The sequence below is a fragment of the Nocardia sp. NPDC004123 genome (genome assembly GCF_053603795.1).
On sequence record NZ_JBSGGG010000044.1, the window covers coordinates 1 to 19,009 of the forward strand.

The 19,009-nt window shown below is 70.8% G+C and carries 2 protein-coding genes; both read right to left on the bottom strand.

Features of this window, described 5'->3' with window-relative positions; genetic code table 11:
• The coding region (locus tag ACWEQQ_RS42485; protein WP_452352227.1) for an amino acid adenylation domain-containing protein at positions 1-7,311 on the bottom strand (7,311 nt) is incomplete at its 3' end.
• On the bottom strand, positions 7,311-18,665 hold the full coding sequence (locus ACWEQQ_RS42490) for an amino acid adenylation domain-containing protein (protein WP_452352228.1): 11,355 nt from the start codon (positions 18,663-18,665) through the stop codon (positions 7,311-7,313). The genes ACWEQQ_RS42485 and ACWEQQ_RS42490, both read right to left, overlap by 1 nt.
• Positions 18,666-19,009 lie beyond the last annotated feature (344 nt).

Sequence of the window (19,009 nt, forward strand, 5' to 3'; positions counted from 1 at the left end):
CGGGCGGCCCGTGGAACCGGAGGTATAGATGACATAGGCGACATGGTCCGGACGCAACGCCGCCCGGCGGTCGGCATCGGTGACCGGGGCATCGGACACGGTGGTCTGCGCGGCGGCGTCCGTGATCAGGACGACCGGAAGTGCCTCCGGCAGTTCGACTTCCACGGCGGTATCGGTCAGCACGCCGGTCGGCTTCGCGTCCGAGAGCACGTAGGCGATGCGGTCGGCCGGATAGGTCGGATCGATCGGCACGTAGCCCGCACCGGTCTTGACTACCGCGAGCAACGCCACCACCAGGTCCGCCGAACGAGGCAAAAGCACCGCCACCAACGACTCCGGACCCGCGCCCGCACTGATCAGCCTGCGCGCCAGCACATTCGCGCGCCGATCCAGCTCGCCGTAGGTGAGCTCCTCGTCACCGAAGCGCACCGCGACCCGCTCAGCATTCTCCGCCACGGCGGCGTCGAACAGGCTCGACAGCGTCGCCTCCGAGTCGGCGGCGGGCTCGCCCGACGCCACCCAGGTCTCGACGACCGCGCTTCGCTCCTCGGCGTCGAGCAGGTCGATATCGCCTACGGGCACCGCGGGATCAGCTGCCACCGCGCGCAGCATGCGGTCCCAGCGGACCGCGATCGCGGCGGCGGTCTCGGCGTCGAAAAGCTCATCGGCGTAGCGCAGTACGCCGTCGAGCGCACCCTGCCCGTCGTCGTCGACCACCAGGTGCAGATCGAACTTGGCGGTCGGGTCGGTGAGCGGCACCGGGCTCACGGTGAGTCCCGGCAGGCGCAGGTCCGCCAACCGGCCCTCGCCGCCGCCGAAGCTCAGCATGGTCTGGAACAGCGGATGCGCACCGGTGGTGCGATCGGTGACGAGCTCATCCACGATCTGCTCGAAGGGCAGTTCGGCATTGGCGAAGGCCGCCAGATCGGCGTCCCGTACCCCGGCCAGCACCTCGGTGAACGAATCCGCCGCCGCTACGGTGGTGCGCAACGCCAGGGTGTTCACGAACATGCCGATGAGGCCGTCCAATTCGCGGTCGCCGCGTCCGCCGACGGGCGTGCCGATCACGATGTCCGAGGAGCCGGTCAGCCTGGCCAGGGTGGCGGCGAAGGCCGCGTGCACCACCATGAACAGGGTCACGCCCTGCGCTCGGGCCAGCTCGCGCAGGCCGGTGGCCACCTCGGCGGGAATGCTGAAATCGACTGTGCCGCCGGTGTTGCGCGGCTGCGCGGGACGGGGGCGGTCGACCGGCAGCGGCAGCTGGGCGGGGGCCGCGGTCAGCGCGTCGCGCCAGAACTCCAGCTGCTGATGTCCGAGATCGCCGGGCGTGCGGGTGGATCCGAGGACCTCGCGCTGCCACAGGCTGTAATCGGCGTACTGGACCGGCAGCGGCTCCCACTCGGGGGCGACGCCGGCCAGCCGGGCGTGGTAGGCCGACATCAGGTCGGTGATCAACGGACGCAGTGACAAGGCGTCACCGGCGATATGGTGCACCACCACGACCAGGATGTGCTCGTCGGCGTTCGAGGGGGCGTCGGGGCCGCGATCGACCACGAGCAGCGCGATGCGCGAAGGCAATTCGCGGGTGACGTCGAAGCCGGCCTGCGCGATGGCCGTGACAGCGGCCGTCACCTCGTCCTGCCGCACCGGGACCGGGGCCAGAGTGAGCCCGATATCCGCGGCGTCCAGGACCTGCTGGTAGGGGCCGGTCTCGTCCTCGGGGTACTGGGTGCGCAGCGATTCGTGGCGCGCCAGCACATCCATGACGGCCGTCTCCAGGGCGACCACGTCGAGGCGGCCGGACAGCCGCAGCACCAGCGGCAGGTTGTAGAGGCTGGGGGCGTCCAGCTCGTTCTCGAGCCGGTTGAGGAACCACAGCCGCTGCTGCGCGGGCGAGAGCGGAATCCGCTCGGGCCGCACCCGAGCGGTCAGCGCGGGACGCGGTGCGGTGCTGGACAACCGGCTCACGGCGGCGGCGAACCCGGCCACCGACCCGGCCTCGAACAGCATCCCGACCGGCACCCGCACGCCGAGTTCCGCGCCGGTGCGGGCGGCAACCTGGGTGGCCAGCAGCGAGCTGCCGCCGAGGGTGAAGAAGTCGTCATCCAGACCGACCCGGTCGAGGCCGAGCACCTCGGCGAAGACGCGGGCCACCACCCGCTGCGCGGCATCCACCGGGGCGCGGAAGCGCTTGGCGGCCAGGGTCGGAACGGGCAGGGCCGCGCGGTTCAGCTTGCCGCTGCTGCCCAACGGAAACTCGGTGAGCTCCACGACGGCGGTCGGCACCATGTAAGGCGGCAGCAGCGCGGCCAGCCGCTCCCGCAGCGCCTCGGTGCCGATCTCCGCTTCCTCCGCCGCGATCACGTATCCGGCCAGGTAGTCGCCGGTGTCGGCGGTGATCAGCCGGACGGCGGCCTGCGCCACCTCCGGCGCGGTGAGCAGCGCGCTCTCGATATCGGCGAGTTCGATGCGCTGACCGCGGAACTTGATCTGGAAGTCGATGCGGCCCAGGTAGGCCAGTTCGCCGTCACGGGTCCACTTCACCAGGTCGCCGGTGCGGTACATGCGCGCGCCCGGATCGCCGAAGGGGTTGGCCACGAAGCGATCCGAGGTGAGGTCGGCGCGATCGTAGTAACCGCGCGCCAATTGCACACCGGCCAGGTACAACTCGCCGGCCACCCCGATCGGCGCCGGGCGCAGCCGCGCGTCCAGCACGTAGACCTGGGTGTTCCACTCGGGCTCGCCCATGGGCACCGCGGGGGCGAACTCGTCGGCCTCGCGGTAGGTGACGGTGATGGCGGCCTCGGTCGGGCCGTAGAGATTGTGCAGGGTCGCGTCGGAGACGGCCCGGAAGGCCGCGACGGTCTCGGCCGGGAACGCCTCGCCGGCGACGAAAACGTCACGCAGCGAATCCAATTCGCCCGGCTCGGCGTGCGCGGCGAATACCGACAGCATCGAGGGCACGAAGTCGGTCAGCGTGATGCCCCGCGCGGCAATGGTTTCCGCCAGGTAGCGGGCGTCGCGGTGGCCGTCCGGGGTGGCCAGCACCAGCGTCGCGCCGACCCGCAGCGGCAGGAAGTAGCCCCACAGCGAGACGTCGAAGGTGCTGGGCGTCTTCTGCAGGTAGACATCCGACCGGCTGATGCCGTATTCGGACTGCATCCAGGCCATCTGGTTGGCGATGGCGCGGTGGCTCACGGCCACGCCCTTGGGGGTGCCGGTGGAGCCGGAGGTGAACAGCACGTAGGCCGGGTGCTCGGGGTGGACGGGGGCGCGGCGCTCGCGGTCGCCGATCTTGCCCGCCGCGAAGCCGGACAGGTCGGCCTCGTCCACGCGTAGCACCGGGGCGGCGTCGGTGTGGAAGGCGTCGACGGCGGTGGTGAGCACCAGCGCCGGACGTGCGGTGTCCAGCACGGTGGCGATGCGCTCGGCCGGATGGCTCGGATCGATCGGCACGTAGGCGGCCCCGGCGCGCAGCACGGCATACATGGCCACCACCAGCTCGACCGAGCGCGCCATGGCCAGCACCACCAGCGACTCCGGGCCCACGCCCGCCGCGATGAGCCGGCGGGCCAGGCGGTTGGCGCGCTCGGAAAGCTCGGCGTAGGTGAGGGTTTCGTCACCGGAGACCAGGGCGACGGCGGCCGGGGTGCGCTGCGCCTGGGCGTCGAAACCGGCGTGCAGCAGGGTGTCGGTGACCTTCGCGCCGGTGGCGTTCCAGCTGCCCAGCACATAATCGAGCTCACCGGCGTCCAGCAGCTCGATATCGCCGACGGCGCGTTCGGCGTCCGCGGTAGCCGCGCTCAGCAGGCGCAGGAACTTGGCGGCGAACTCCGCGACCGTGCCCTCGTCGAAGAGGTCGGTGGCATAGGTGAAGTCGACCCGGTAGCCCGCATCCTCGTCGGTGACTTCGAGGTTCAGATCGAATTTGGCGACGGCCTGGTCGAATTCGACCAGCTCGGCGGACATGCCCGGCAGCGCGAGCGCCGGAATGCCCTGGTTCTGCATGAACAGCGCCACCTGGAACAGCGGGTGCCGGTTGCGGGCGCGCACCGGGTTGAGCACCTCCACCAGGCGCTCGAAGGGCACCTCGCGGTGGGCGAAGGCGCGCAGGTCGCGATCGCGGGCGTGATCCACCAGCTCGGCGAAGGACCGGTCGCCGCGCACCTCGGTGCGCAGCACCAGGGTGTTGACGAACATGCCGATCAGATCGTCGAGAGCGGCCTCACCGCGCCCGGCGACCGGGGTGCCGATGGCGATGTCGGTGGTGGCGGACAGCCGCGACAGCAGCGCGGCCAGGGCGGCGTGCAGCACCATGAACGGCGTGGCCTGGCGGCTCGCGGCCACCGCCTCGACGGCGGCGCGCAGCTCGGCCGGGATCGAGGTCCGGTAGGTCGCGCCGCGGTAGCTCGACACCGCCGGGCGGGGCCGGTCGGCGGGCAGGTCCAGCTGCGCCGGGAGCTCGGCGAGTTCGGCGGTCCAGAAGGCGATCTCGCGGGCCGCGGTGGACTCCGGGTCCGCCTCGTCGCCCAGCACCGCGCGCTGCCACAGCGCGTAGTCGGCGTACTGCACCGCCAGCGACTGCCAGCCGGGCAGCATCCCGGCCTCGCGCGCCGCGTAGGCGACCACCAGGTCGCGCACCAGCGGGCCCAGTGAGAACCCGTCGGCCGCGATGTGGTGCACCACCAGCACCAGAGCGTGGTCGTCCGCGCCCAGGCGCAGCAGCCGCAGCCGCAGCGGGACTCGTGCGGCGACGTCGAAACCGCGTGCGGCCGCGGCGATCACGGCCCGCAACAGCTCTCGCCCGTCCGTCTCGACCGGGGTGAGATCCAGCTCGGCGAGGCCGGATTCCCCTGCCGCGCCGATCATCTGAACCGGGCCGCTGGCGGTCTGCGGGTAGTGGGTGCGCAGAATCTCGTGCCGGTCGACCAGGTCGGCGACCGCCGCACGCAGAGCGGTGACATCGAGGGTGCCGCGCAGGCGCAGGGCCGCGACCACATTGTCCACGGCGGCAGGATCGAAATCGGCCGTGCCCGAACCGTCCTGCGCCAACTGGTTGAGGAACCACATGCGCTGCTGCGCGGGCGACAGCGGCAGCGCCTCGGGCCGCCCGCCGGACGCCAGCACCGGCACGGAACCCGCGCCGGCAGTGGCATTCTCGGCCAGCGCGGCGAGCGCCGCCACGGTGGGCCGGTCGAAGAAGTCACGCACGTCCACGACGACACCCAGCGATTCGCGGATCCGGGCGATGGCGCGGGTGGCGACCAGGGAATTGCCGCCCAGCATGAAGAAGTCGTCGTCGGCGCCGATCCGCTCGACACCGAGCAGGTCGGCGAAGGCCACCGCCACCGCCCGCTCGGCGGGCGTCGCGGGCTCGCGGTAGCCGGCGGCCTGGTCCGCGTACACCGGTTCGGGCAGTGCCCGCCGATCCAGCTTGCCGTGCGCGCTCACCGGCATCTCCGGCAGCGACACCAGCAGCGAGGGCACCATATAGCCGGGCACATGCGCATGAGCGGCGGAAAGTACCGCGGTGGCATCGATCTCGGTACCGCGGGCCGGCACCACATAGCCGACCAGCGCCTGCTCACCGGTCGCCCGGGTGTGCAGCACGACGACCGCCTGCGCGACGGTCTCGTCGCGCAGCAGCGCGGCCTCCACCTCCCCGAGCTCGATGCGCTGGCCGCGTAGCTTGACCTGGAAGTCACTGCGGCCCAGGTACTCCAGTTCGGTGGGACCGCCATCGATCCCGGACACCCAGCGCACCAGGTCACCGGTGCGGTACATGCGATCGCCGGCCGGCCCCTCCGGATTGGCCACGAACCGTTCCGCGGTCAACCCCGGACGGTTGAAATAGCCTCGGGCCAACTGACTTCCGCCCAGATAGAGCTCACCCACGACACCCGGCGGCACCGGGCGCAGATCCTCGTCGAGCACCAGCAGTTCGACATCGTCTCCGGGCATGCCCAGCGGCACCGAATCGACGTCGGCGGCGGTCACCTCGTGGGTGGTGACCATGATGACGGCCTCGGTCGGCCCGTAGATGTTGTACAGGGTCGCGCCGTTGACGCTGCGGAAGCCAGCGGCGGTGGCGGCGGGCAGGGCCTCGCCGCCGGCGATGATGAAGCGCAGCGAATCGCTGAGCCCCTCGGGATCGGCCTCGGCCGCGGCGATGAGCACCGACAGCATGGACGGCACGAAGAAGGCCGCGGTGATCTGCGCGTCGCGCATGGTGCGGAGCAGATAGTCGGTGTCGCGGTGGCCCTCGGGCTCCGCGATCACCAGCCGGGCGCCGTTCTGCAGGGGCAGGAAGATCTCCCACATCGAGACGTCGAAGGTGAAGGGAGTCTTGAACAGCATGATGTCCGTGGATGACAACGTCATCAGCCGCTGCTGCCAGTGGAACACCGACTGGATCGCCTGGTGCGTGATGGCCACACCCTTGGGGCGGCCGGTGGAGCCGGAGGTGAACAGCAGGCAGGCGAGGTTGTCATTGCCCGGCTGCGCCAGCCGCGGGTCGTCGGCCGGGGATGGCACCCGGGCCGGGTCCGCGGCCAATTCCCGTGCAGTGGCCTCGAATTCGTCGATCCGCAGTACCGGCACGCCACCGTCGAAATCGGGCTGGTCGGCGGTGGTGGTGAGCAGCAGCGCGGGCGCGGACACCTCGAGTACGTAGCTGATGCGATCGGACGGGTGATCCGGGTCGATGGGCAGGTACGCGCCGCCCGCCTCCAGGATCGCGTACATGCCGACCAGCATTTCGAAGGAACGCCGGGCCGCGATGGCCACCAGCACGTCCGGGCCCACGCCCAGGTCGCGCAGGTGCCGCGCCAGCACCGTGATCCGCGCCGCGAACTGCGCGTAGGTCAGCCGCTCGCCCCTGAACTCCAGGGCGACCGCGTCCGGAGTGAGCCGAGCCTGCTGGCGAAACTGCGTGGTCAGCGTCTCGACCGGGGCCAGATTCGGTTCCAGCACCTCGGAAGCGGCGACGACGGCGTCATCGGTGAGCGCCTCCAGCACCGCGGTCAGCTCGCCCGCCGGACCGTCCATGAGCGCGGGCAGCTGCCCGGACACCACGACCTGGATCAGCGCCTCCGGTTCCAGGGCACCGCCCATGGCCTCGGTCAGCACGGCCAACTCGGCGGCCAGCACGCCATAGGCGACGGTGTCGCCGGCGTACCGCAGGGCCACGCGCTCGGGGTCCAGCTCGGCCACGACCGCTATGAGGTTCGGTAGATCGCCGACGCCATAGGCTCGGCGCAGGACCGCGAAGCGGCCGGTCCGGCTGATAGCGATCGACTCCGCATAGTGCATCAGAGGATTCCTTCCGACGAGCTTTCCGAGCTCCGGACCAGGGTCTGCGTCTGGTCGGCCAGCGTGCTCAGAACGTGTCCGAGACCGGCCCCGCCGAGGGCGGTCAGGATGCCGGGCACCAATCCGGCCAGTGCGACGTTCACCAGGGCTTCCGGTTTGGCGGCGGCGCCCATTGCCCGAGCCGTGGCGCCGATCTTGTCGGCGAAGGCCCGGTAGGTGACGGTGCGATCGCCGTGCTCGAACGCGACCGCCTCAGGGGCGATCACGGCCGCGGCGGCGATCAGGGTGGGCAGGTCGGCCGGGGCGTGCCCGGCCGAATCTCCCTCGGGCAAGGCGGATCCGGTCGCGGTCGCACCCGCGCGACCGATCCGCTCGGCATCGACACGAATGTCGATGGTGCGCACCTGGGCGGTCGCGTCCGCGACCACGGCGCGCAGGACCAGCAGCAGCCGCTGCGCCAGCAGCCGCACGGTGTGTTCCCCGAAAATATCGGTGGCGTAACCGAATCGCATGCTCAGGCCGGTGACCCGGCCGCCGTCGTCGCGGCGCTCGACGACGGTGAGCTGGAGGTCGAACTTGGCCTCCGCGAGATCCGACTCCAGCGCCTCGACCACCAGGCCCGGCAACTCCACCGCGCCCGCCGCGATGTTCTGGAAGGCGAACATGACCTGGAACAGCGGCGTCACCGCGGCCGAACGCGCGCGGCCGGTGGCGGCCGAGACCGCCTCCACCACCCGTTCGAAGGGCACCTCGGCGTGGGCGAAGGCCGCCAGATCGCGGTCGCGCACCTGGCGCAGCAGCTCCTGGAAGGACAGCTTGCCGTCCACCTCGGTGCGCAGCACCACGGTATTGACGAACATGCCGATCAGGTCGTCCAAGGCCCGTTCCCCGCGACCCGCGACCGGGACGCCGACCGAGATGTCGCGCTGGCCGGACAGTTTGGCCAGCAGCACCGTGAAAGCGGCGTGCACGACTCCGAACAGGGTGGCCCCGTGTTCGCGGCCCAGCCTGCTCAGGCGTTCGGTGGTGTCCTGGTCCACCTCGAATTCGACCGTCGCGCCCTGCATATCGCGGCGGGCCGGTCGCGGCCGATCGGTGGGCAGTGTCAATTGCTCGGGCGCGGAGGACAATTCGTCGACCCAGAAGCGGAGCTGACGCGATATCAGGCTCTCCGCCACGGTGTCCGAGCCGAGCAGCTCGCGCTGCCAGGCCGCGAAATCGCCGTACTGCACCTCGAGCGGCAACCAGCCGGGTGCCTGGTCCGCGGCCCGGGAAGTGTAGGCCAGCACCAGGTCCCGGGTCAGCGGGACCACCGAGTAGCCGTCGGCGCTGATGTGGTGCACCACCACGACCAGCACGTGCTCGTGCGGGGTCAGCCGGAACAGCCGCATCCGCACCGGAGGGGCGGCGGTGACGTCGAAGCCGCCGGCCACCACCTCGGCCACCCGATCGTGAATCTCGCTCTGCGATACAGCGATCGGGGAGAGATCGGCGTCGAGCTCGTCGGGACCGAACACCAGCTGCACCGGCTCGCCGTTCTTCTCCGGGTAGCTGGTGCGCAGGATCTCGTGGCGCTCCAGCACATCCCGCAGCGCGGCGTTGAGCGCGGGCACGTCCAGATCACCGGTGAGGCGGATAGCGGCGGGGACGTTGTAGGCCCCCGACTCCGGATGCAGCCGGTTGAGCACCCACATGCGCTGCTGGGCCAGCGAAACCGGGGCCGGACCGGTGTCGGTCCGGCGGACCAGGGCGGGCCGGAACTCGGCCGGATCCGCGGTGTCCAGCCAGCGCGCCAGCTCGCCCACCGTCGGGGCCTCGAAGATCGCGGCCACCGGGACCCGCAGGCCCCGGTCCGAGCCCAGCCTCGCGGCCAGCCGCGTCGCCATGAGCGAATTGCCGCCCAGGGCGAAGAAATCGGTGTCCAGTCCGACGGTCCCGGTCTCGGCGAGTCCGACTACCTGGGCGAAGCCCTCCGCAACGGCGAGTTCGAGCTCGGTGACCGGCGCGCGGTACTCGGCGACGGTGAACACCGGCGCGGGCAGCAGCGCGCGATCGACCTTGCCGTTGGCATTGAGCGGCAGGGCATCCAGCACGGTGATCGTCGCCGGGACCATGTACGTGGGCAGCTCCACGGCCAGCGCCGATCGCAGGGTCGCGGCGATCTCGGCGCGGCGATCGAGGTCGGCGTCCGGTACGGCGGCGTAGGCCACCAGCCGGGCGCCCGCGTCGGCGGCGGTGTGCGCCACGGCCACCGCGGCGGTCACGCCGGGCTGCCGCCGCAGGGCGGTCTCGACCTCACCGAGCTCGATGCGGAAGCCGCCGATCTTGACCTGGAAGTCGGCGCGCTCGACGTATTCCAGGGTGCCGTCCGCCAGCCAGCGCACGATATCGCCGGTGCGGTACATGCGGCCGGGCGAGAACGGGTCGGCCACGAAGCGATCGGCGGTCAGTGCCGCCCGGCCGTGGTAGCCACGCGCCAGCTGGTCGCCGGACAGGTACAGCTCGCCGGGCACGCCGACCGGGACCGGCGACAGGCGGCCGTCGAGCACATACACCCGGCTGTTCCAGGCGGGCGCGCCGATCGGCACGGCCAGCCGGTGCCGCTCCCGCACCTCGAACGCGGTGACGGACACCGCGGCCTCGGTGGGGCCGTAGAGGTTGAAAAGCCTTGCGCCACCGGCACTCCGCTCCAGGAACTCGACGGCCGTGGCGGCGGGCAGCGCCTCGCCGATGGCCAGCACTGTCCGCACCGAGGCGGGCACGTCGCCGCCGGTGAGCAGCATGCCCAGCAGCGACGGCACCGGGTGCAGCACCGTCACACCGCGGTTCGCGATGATGGCGCGCAGCCGATCCGGGTCGCGCTCGTCACCGGCGGAGGTCACCACCAGGCTGCCGCCGCTGGTCAGCGGCGACCAGAACTCCCACACCGACAAATCGAAGGTGGCGGGCGTCTTCAGCAGGGCGCGGTCACCCGCGCCCAGCTCGAAAGTGGCTCGTAGCCAGTGCAACTGGTTGACGATTGCGGCGTGCGCGACCGTCACGCCCTTCGGCCGTCCGGTGGAGCCGGAGGTGAAGATGACGTAGGCCGGGTGCTGCGGGCGCAGCGGGCGCACCCGCTCGGCGTCGGTGATCGGCGCGGCCGAGAAGCCGTCCAGGTCGAGTCGATCGATCTCCAGCACCGGCACCTCGGTCGCGAAGGACACACCATCGGCGGCCGTGGTGAGAACCGCTGCGGGAGTGACGGTCTCGACGATGTAGGCGATGCGGTCGGCCGGGTGGTCCGGGTCGACCGGCACGTACGCGCCGCCCGCCTTGACCACCGCGTACATGGCCGCCACCAGCTCGATACCGCGCCGCATGGCCAGCACCACGCCGGTCTCCGGGCCGACGCCCGCGGCGATGAGCCGCCGCGCCAGGCGATTGACCCGGGCGTCGAATTCGGCATAGCCGAGCTCGATCCCGGTGTGCGCGTCCAGCAGTGCCACCGCGCCGGGATCGCGCGCGACCTGCGCGTCGACCAGGTCCACCAGCGTGCCGAGGGCGACCGGGTGGGCGGTGGCGTTCCAGTCCACCAGCATCCGCTGCCGCAGCTCCGGACCCAGCAGATCGATATCGCCGATCACCCGATCCGGTTTCGCCGCAACGGCTTCCAGCACCCGGGTCAGGGCCGCCAGGAACTCGCGGGCGGTGGCCTCGGTGAACAGATCGGTGGCGTAGGTGAGGGCCAGGTCCAGTCCCGCGGGCGCGCCGGAGTCGAGGTAGCGGTCCCAGGCGTACAGGTGCAGGTCGAATTGCGCTATGTGGGTGTCGAATTCGACCACCGACACCGTCAGCTCGGGCAGCACCAGCTCGGCCTGCTCGAAGTTCTGGAAGGACAGGCCCACCTGGAACAGCGGGTGCCGGGCCTGCGAACGCACCGGGTTCAGCACCTCGACCAGGCGCTCGAAGGGCACGTCGGCGTGCGAGAAGGCGGCGATGTCACCGGCCCGCACCCGGCCCAGCAGCTCGGTGAACGGCGCGCCGGAATCCACCCGGGTGCGCAGCGCCAGCGTATTGACGAACATGCCGATCACGTCGTCGAGACCGCTGTCGCCGCGACCCGCGATCGGGGTGCCCACCGCGAGGTCGGCCACGCCGGACAGGCGCGACAGCAGCGCACTGTAGGCCGCGTGCACCACCATGAACAGGGTCGCGCCCTGGGCGCGGCCCAATTCGGTGAGCCCGGCGTGCAATTCGGCGTCCAGGCTCAGCTTCAGCTGGCGGCCGCGCAGGCTCTGGCGTGCCGGACGCGGAAAGTCGGTGGGCAGGTCCAGCTGGTCGGGCAGCCCGGCCAGGGTCTCGCGCCAGTACCCGAGTTGCGCCGCCGCCACCGAGGTCTCGTCGTCATCGGAGCCGAGCAGCGCGTGCTGCCACAGCGCGTAGTCCGCGTACTGCACGCTCAGCGGAGCCCACGCCGGGGCGGCGCCCGCGCGCCGGGCGTCATAGGCCACCATCAGATCCCGGACGAACGGGACCACCGAGGATCCGTCGGCCGAAATATGGTGCAGCACACCGGCGAGCACGTGTTCGCCGGCGAACTCGCCCGCGGCGTCCACCAGGCGCAGCAGCTCCACCCGGACCGGCACCTCGACGGTCACGTCGAAGACGGTGTTCAGAATTTCCGGAATCCGCACGGCCAGTTCGGATTCGGTGACCTCGATCGCCTTCAGGCCGGCATATGCCTGCGCCACCGGCAGGATCACCTGGGCCGGGCCGTCGGCGGTCTCGGGGTAGACGGTGCGCAGCGCCTCGTGCCGGTCCAGCACGTCGCCCAGCGCGTCGGAGAGCCCGGACGCGTCCAGCTCGCCCGAGAGCCGCAGCGCCACCGGCAGGTTGTAGGCGGTGGACTCGCGGTCGAAGCGGTTGATGAACCACATGCGCCGCTGAGCGGGCGAGAGCGGCAGCGAGTCCGGCCGCACCCCCGCCACCAGCGCGGGACGCCGGGTCTCGCCGGTACCCGCGAGCACACGCGCGGCCAGTCCGGCCACCGTCGGGTCCTCGAACAGCAGGCGCACCCCGACCGTCGCGTTCAGCAGGGCACCGACGCGCGCCGCCGCCTTGGTCGCCAGCAGCGAACTGCCGCCGAGCGCGAAGAAGTCGTCGTCGGCCCCGACCCGTTCCACCCCGAGCAGTTCGGCGAAGACCCCCGCCACCACCTCCTCGGCCATGGTGCTCGGCCGCCGGTAGCCGGCCGACTCGAACTCCGGTGCGGGCAGGGCGTTTCGGTCCAGCTTGCCGTTGGCGGTGACCGGGAACTCGTCGAGCACCACGAAAGCGGCGGGCACCATGTACGAGGCCAACCGGCCCGCCAGGCCCGCGCGGACCGCCGCCGGATCCAGCGGCTCGCCCTGCGACACCAGGTAGGCGACCAGCTGCTCACCGCGGGCCGGGTCGGTGTGCAGCAGCACCACCGACTGGCGCACGCCGGGCAGCTCGGTCAGCGCGGCCTCGATCTCGCCGAGCTCGATGCGGAACCCGCGCAGCTTCACCTGGAAGTCGTTGCGCCCCAGATACTGCACGTCACCGGCCGCGCCCCAGCGGACCAGATCGCCGGTGCGATACATGCGTTCACCCGGGATCCAGGGGCAGGCCACGAAGCGGTCGGCGGTGAGGCCGGGCCGCCCGCGATAGCCGCGCGCCAGCTGGTCACCACCCACGTACAACTCGCCGGGCACGCCGATCGGGACCGGGCGCAGCCGCTCGTCGAGCACCCACTCCCGCACACCCGACATCGGGCCGCCGATGGAGACCGGGCCCTGGGCCGGCAGCGGCGCGCTGGCGTTCACGATGATGGTGGTCTCGGTCGGGCCGTAGGCGTCGACGAAGACGCGATCGGCACCGGCCCAGCGCCGCAACAGCTCCGGCGGACAGGCCTCGCCGCCGACCACCACCACGCGCACGTCCGGCACCTCGGCCGGGTCGATGGTGCCCAGCGCGGACGGGGTGATGATGATGTGCGTGACCCGGTGCGACCGGATCACCGCGGCCAGTTCGGGACCGACCGACGCCTCGGGCGGCGCGACCACCAGGGTCGCACCCGAGTTCGCGGCGAGCAGCAGCTCCGCCACCGAGATGTCGAAGGACGGCGAAGCGACCTGCAACACACGCGCGTCCGGCTCGGCGAAGTAGTTGCGGGTCTGCTCGGCCGCGAGCGCCCAGACACCCTTGTGCGCGAGCAGCACGCCCTTGGGCCGACCGGTCGAACCCGAGGTGTAGATGGTGTACGCGAGGTTGCCGGGGTGCACCGGACGCAGCAGCGTCACCGCGTCCACGGCCTCGCCCGACGGCGTCGCGAAATCGTCGAGCAGCAACCAGGACAGCGAATCCGGCAGTCCGGCGCGGACGGAGGCGATGGTCAGACCGACCACGGCCCCCGAGTCCGCCACCATGTACTCCATGCGGTCGGCCGGGTAGGCGGGATCCAGGGGCATCCAGCCCGCGCCCGTCTTGATGACCGACCAGATCGCCAGCACCGTCTCCAGCGTGCGCGGCATCCCGATGGCTACCAGGTCCTCCGGACCCACGCCGCGCTCGATCAGCATGCGCGCCACCCGATTCGAGGCGGCGTCCAACTCTCGATAGGTCAGCTCGCGCGCACCGTCGACCACCGCGATCACATCTGGGCGGGTGGCCACCGCGGCCGCGAGCATGCCCGGCAGGGTCGCGCCGGTCGGGGCCGGGCCGCCGGAACGTGTGGTCAGATTGGCGTATTCATGCTCGGAGAGGACCGAGATCGCGTCCAACCCGGCGGCCGGATCCGCGGTGACCGCGGTCAGCAAGCGAACGAAACGGTCGGAAAGGGCGTCAATGGTGGCGGGGTCGAACAGATCCGCCGCGAACTCGAACTCGGCGGTAATCCCCGCCGGTGCCGGACCTTCCCCAGGACCGGCACCGACGAAGCTTTCGGTGACCACGACCGAGAGGTCGAACTTGGTCACTCCGGTTTCCAGGGTACCCGTCGTGGCAAGTAATCCAGGCAGTTCGACACCGGTCGGTCCGGGGGCGGCGAACGACAACAAGACTTGGAACAGCGGATGGCGGGCCTGCGAGCGTGGCGGATTCAGCGATTCGACCAGGGTCTCGAACGGCGCGTCCGCGTGCGCGAAGGCGGCCAGGTCGACCTCGCGCACCCGGTGCAGGAAGTCCCGGAAGCTCGCCGCTTCGTCGATCTCGGTGCGCAGCGGCACGGTATTGACGAACATGCCGATCAGGTCGTCGAGTTCACGCAGACCGCGGCCACCCACCGGGGTGCCGATGACGATGTCCGATTCACCGGACATCCGCGACAGCAGCAGGGCCATGGTGGCGTGTACCAGCATGAAGGTCGAAACACCTTCGGCCCGAGCGGTTTCGGTGACTCGGACGTGCAGTTCGGCGGGCCAGTCGAAGACCCGCTTGCCGCCGCGGCCGCTGGCCACCGCCGGACGCGGACGGTCGCCCGCCAGCTCCAGCAGATCCGGCGCACCGGCCAGGGTCCGCCGCCAGAACTCCAGCTGACCGGCAAGCAGCGAGGCCGGGTCGTCGACCGCACCCAGGCGATCGCGTTGCCACACCGTGTAATCGGCGTACTGCACCGGCAGCTCCGACCAGGTCGGCGCGCCGCCGGCCAGCCGCTCGGTGTAGGCCCGCATCAGGTCGCGCGCCAGCACCGGCAGCGACAGACCGTCCGCGGCGATGTGGTGCAGCACCATGACCAGGGCGTACTCGTCCTGCACACCGGCGGTGAAAACCTGCGCACGGAAAGGGATCTCGTCAACGAGGTCGAAGCCGCGCGCGGCGATGGCCGCCAGGCGCGCGGTGAGTTCGGCCTCGTCGGCAACCGTCTCGTGGGTCACCTGGACATCCAGCTCGGCCACCGGGATCACCCGCTGGTAGGCCGAACCGTCCTCGGTCACCGGGAAGACCGTGCGCAGCGCCTCGTGCCGGGTCAGCACATCGGTCACCGCGGCGCGCAGCGTCGGCAGATCCGCGGACTCACCGCGCAGCCGCACCACGAACGGCATGTTGTAGTTCGCGGCGGTGACGTCGAAGCGATTGAGGAACCAGATGCGCTGCTGGGCCGGGGACAGCGGGACCAGGACCGGACGGTTCGCGCCCAGCGCCACCGGTCGCGCCGCCGCGGAATCGGCGTCGGCGTCCAGGAATTGGGCGTCGATGACCGCGGCCAGCTCGGCCACGCTGGTCGCGGTGAACAGCTCGCGCAGGGTCAGCCGGCAGCCCAGCTCGTCATTGAGGCGCGCCGCCACCTGGGTCGCGATCAGGCTGTTGCCGCCGAGCGCGAAGAAATCATCGGTGCGGCCCACCTGTTCGATGCCGAGCGTCTCGCCCAGTACCCGCGCCACCGTCTGCTCGACCACCGAGCGCGGCGCCTCGTAGCGGTGGGCCACCCGCACCGGCTCGGGCAATGCGGCCCGATCCAGCTTGCCGGAGGTGTTGACCGGCAGTTCGTCCATGAGCACGTAGGCGGTGGGCACCATATACGCGGGCAGCGCCCGCATGGCCGCGGCCTTGAGCCGGGTCTCGTCCAGCTCGGCGCTGGGCACCACGTAGGCGACCAGCTGGTCGTCGCGCACGATCACCACGGCGCGGGCGACCTCGGGCAGCTCACCCAGCACCGTCTCGATCTCGCCGAGCTCGATGCGCAGACCACGCAGCTTCACCTGGAAGTCGGTGCGGCCCAGGTACTCCAGCTCGCCGCTCTCGGTCCACCGCACCAGATCGCCGGTGCGGTACAGCCGGCCACCGGCCTCCACGCTGTACGGGTCCGCGACGAAGCGTCCCGCGGTGAGACCGGGTTGCGCCAGGTAACCCCGGGCGAGCTGAACCCCCGACAGATACAGCTCGCCCGGGGCGCCCACGGGAACCGGCCGCAGTCGTGCGTCGAGCACGTACAGCCGGGTATTGAACACCGGCGCGCCGATCGGCACGAATTCGGTGTCCGCGGCCGTCACCTCATGGAAGGTGACCTCGACCGCAGCTTCGGTGGGGCCGTAGAGATTGTGCAGCGCCGCGCCCGAGAGCGTGCGCAGCCGATGCGCCGTCGCGGCCGACAGCGCCTCGCCCGAGGTGAAGACCATCCGCAGCGAGGACAGCGCGCGATCGGCGACACCGGGCTCGGCCTCCAGCCCGGCCACGAACACCTCCAGCATGGAGGGCACGAAATGCGTCACGGTGACCCGGTTCTCGGCGATCACCGACCGCAGGTAGGCCGGATCCCGATGCCCGTCCGGCTGCGCCAGCACCAGCGTCGCACCGATCTGCAACGGCCACATGAACTCCCACACCGACACGTCGAACGTCGCGGGGGTCTTCTGCAGCACCACATCGTCCGGGGTCAGGCCGTAGGTCTCCTGACCGAAGACCATGCGGTTCACCACCGAGGCGTGGCTAACCGCCACACCCTTCGGGCGACCGGTCGAACCCGAGGTGAAGATGACGTAGGCGGCATTGGCGGGCCGCAGCGGAGCCAGGCGATCGGCGTCGGTCAGCGGCGCGCCCGAGAAGCCGGACAGCTCCAGCTCGTTCAGGTTCAGCGCGTCGACGGCGGCGTCGGGCAGATCCCGGATCGACGCCAGCACCAGCGCGGGCTGCGCGCTGGCGAGAATGTGGCCGGTGCGCTCGACCGGATGATCCGGATCCAGCGGCACGTACGCGCCACCCGCGGCCTGCACCGCGTACATGGCGATCACCAGTTCCGGGGACCGGCGCAGATGCAGCGCGACCCGCGTCTCGGGGCCGATGCCACGCGAGATCAGATAGCGCGCAAGACGATTCACCCGATCGGCGAATTCGGCATAGGTCAGGTCCGGGGTGCCGGCGAAGCGCAGCGCGGTCGCGTGCGGCGTCCGCGCGGCCTGTGCCGCGAACATCGACACCAGGGTGGCCTCCGCCACCGGATGCGCGGTGTTGTTCCAGGTCCGCAGCACCGTCTCGCGCTCCGCGGCGGTGGCCACCTCGACACCCACGAGCGGCGTCGCCGAATCCAGTTCCACCAGTCGCTCCAGCAAATCCAGGAAGCGGGCGTGGTGGGCGCGAATCTCACTGTCGCTGTACAGGTTCGGGTTCACTTCGATGTTCAGGTGCACCCGGTCGTTGTCGCCGTAGAAGACATTGAGGTTCATGTCCTCGATGGGCGCGGACGACAGCGGATGCAGCCGCGCGGTGACATCGCCGAACTCGATCCGGTTGTGGAACAACATGATGTTGACCGCCGGACCGAACAGGCTGCGCAGCGGCGGATTGCCCTCGCGCTCGGCATCCCGGTGGATGTCCTCCTGCCGGTAGCGCTGATGCCGCAGTGCGCCGGAGAGCTCGACGCGGGTGGCGTGCAGCAGTTCGGCCCAGGTGGTCTCGGCTCGGACCGACATGTGCATCGGCACGATATTGGCCAGCATGCCCACCGAATTGCGCAGCATGGCGGTGGTGCGCGCGGCCACCGGCAGGCTGATGCCCACCTCGTCCTTGCCGGTCATCCGGGACAGGTACACCGCGAAGGCCGCCACCAGCACCACCGGCAGACCGGAATCGTGCTGAACGCCGACCTCGTGCATGCGCTCCTGCAGGCCCTCGGGCAGCGCCGAACCGAACAGGCGGTTGAGGGCGGCGTGCGGTGCGGGACGCGCGTTGAGCGTGGTGGTGCCGCCCAGGCGACGGGTGCGCTCGATCCAGTGCTCGCGGTCGGACTGGAAGCGGGTGCTGTCGCGGTACTCCAGCTCGGACTGCACAACCTCCTGCAGCGCACCGACTTTCACCGTCGGGGGCTGCTCGCCCCGGGACAGCGCGGTGTAGCGCTTGGCCGACCACTGCATGACGTTCATGGCGGCGTAGCCGTCGCCCACGATGTGGTGCGCACGCACGAACCAGAACCAGCGGCGGTCGGCGATGCGAATGATGGTGGGGGCGAACAGCACATCGGTCAGGACGTCCACCGGGCGAACCACTTCGGCGAGCATCCATTCCCGGGCCGCCGCAATGGGATCCGGCTCGGCGCGCAGGTCCAGGAAGGTAGTCGGGTCCGCGTCCGCGTCGAGGTCGAAGTACTGGTGCGGGCGGCCATCGATCTCGGCGAATCGCAGCTGGGAGGTGCGCCAGATCGGGACGCCCTCGCGGCCCACCCGGGCCAGCAGGTCCAGGTCCCAGTCGCCCTCGATATCAACGTACTGCGCCATATTGATCGGCACGTCCGGCTCCAGGAGCTGGGCGTACCAGACGCCCACCTGCCCTGGTCCGAGCGGGAACGGGGCCCCCCGGCCCTTCGATTCGTTCGACCCCGACACGTCGCACGACTCGACACCACCCAACTCCGTACCCTGCACCAGAGTCTCCCTTCCTATGGCGAATTGCTATGCCGCCGACCGCTTTCGGGCATCACGAAATGGACCTGCGGCGGTGCGACGTATCGCGCCGCCCAGGTCGCGGAAAACCGCACCGCCCTGGGTGATTCGACGAATGCGCGGATGGGCCCGCGCCGTGATCCAACTAATGCTCGAAGCGGCCTGGACTTCTGGTCCACCGGCCGGGATGCGACCGCCTCCGGGTCATCGCATCCTGGGTTTCCTGCTGCCGATCTCCTCCAACTGTCACCTGCATCACAGGGATGCCGTTCATGCATGTGGACACTAGGCGTTTACACAATAAAAAGGAACTTTTTCCCGAAAAA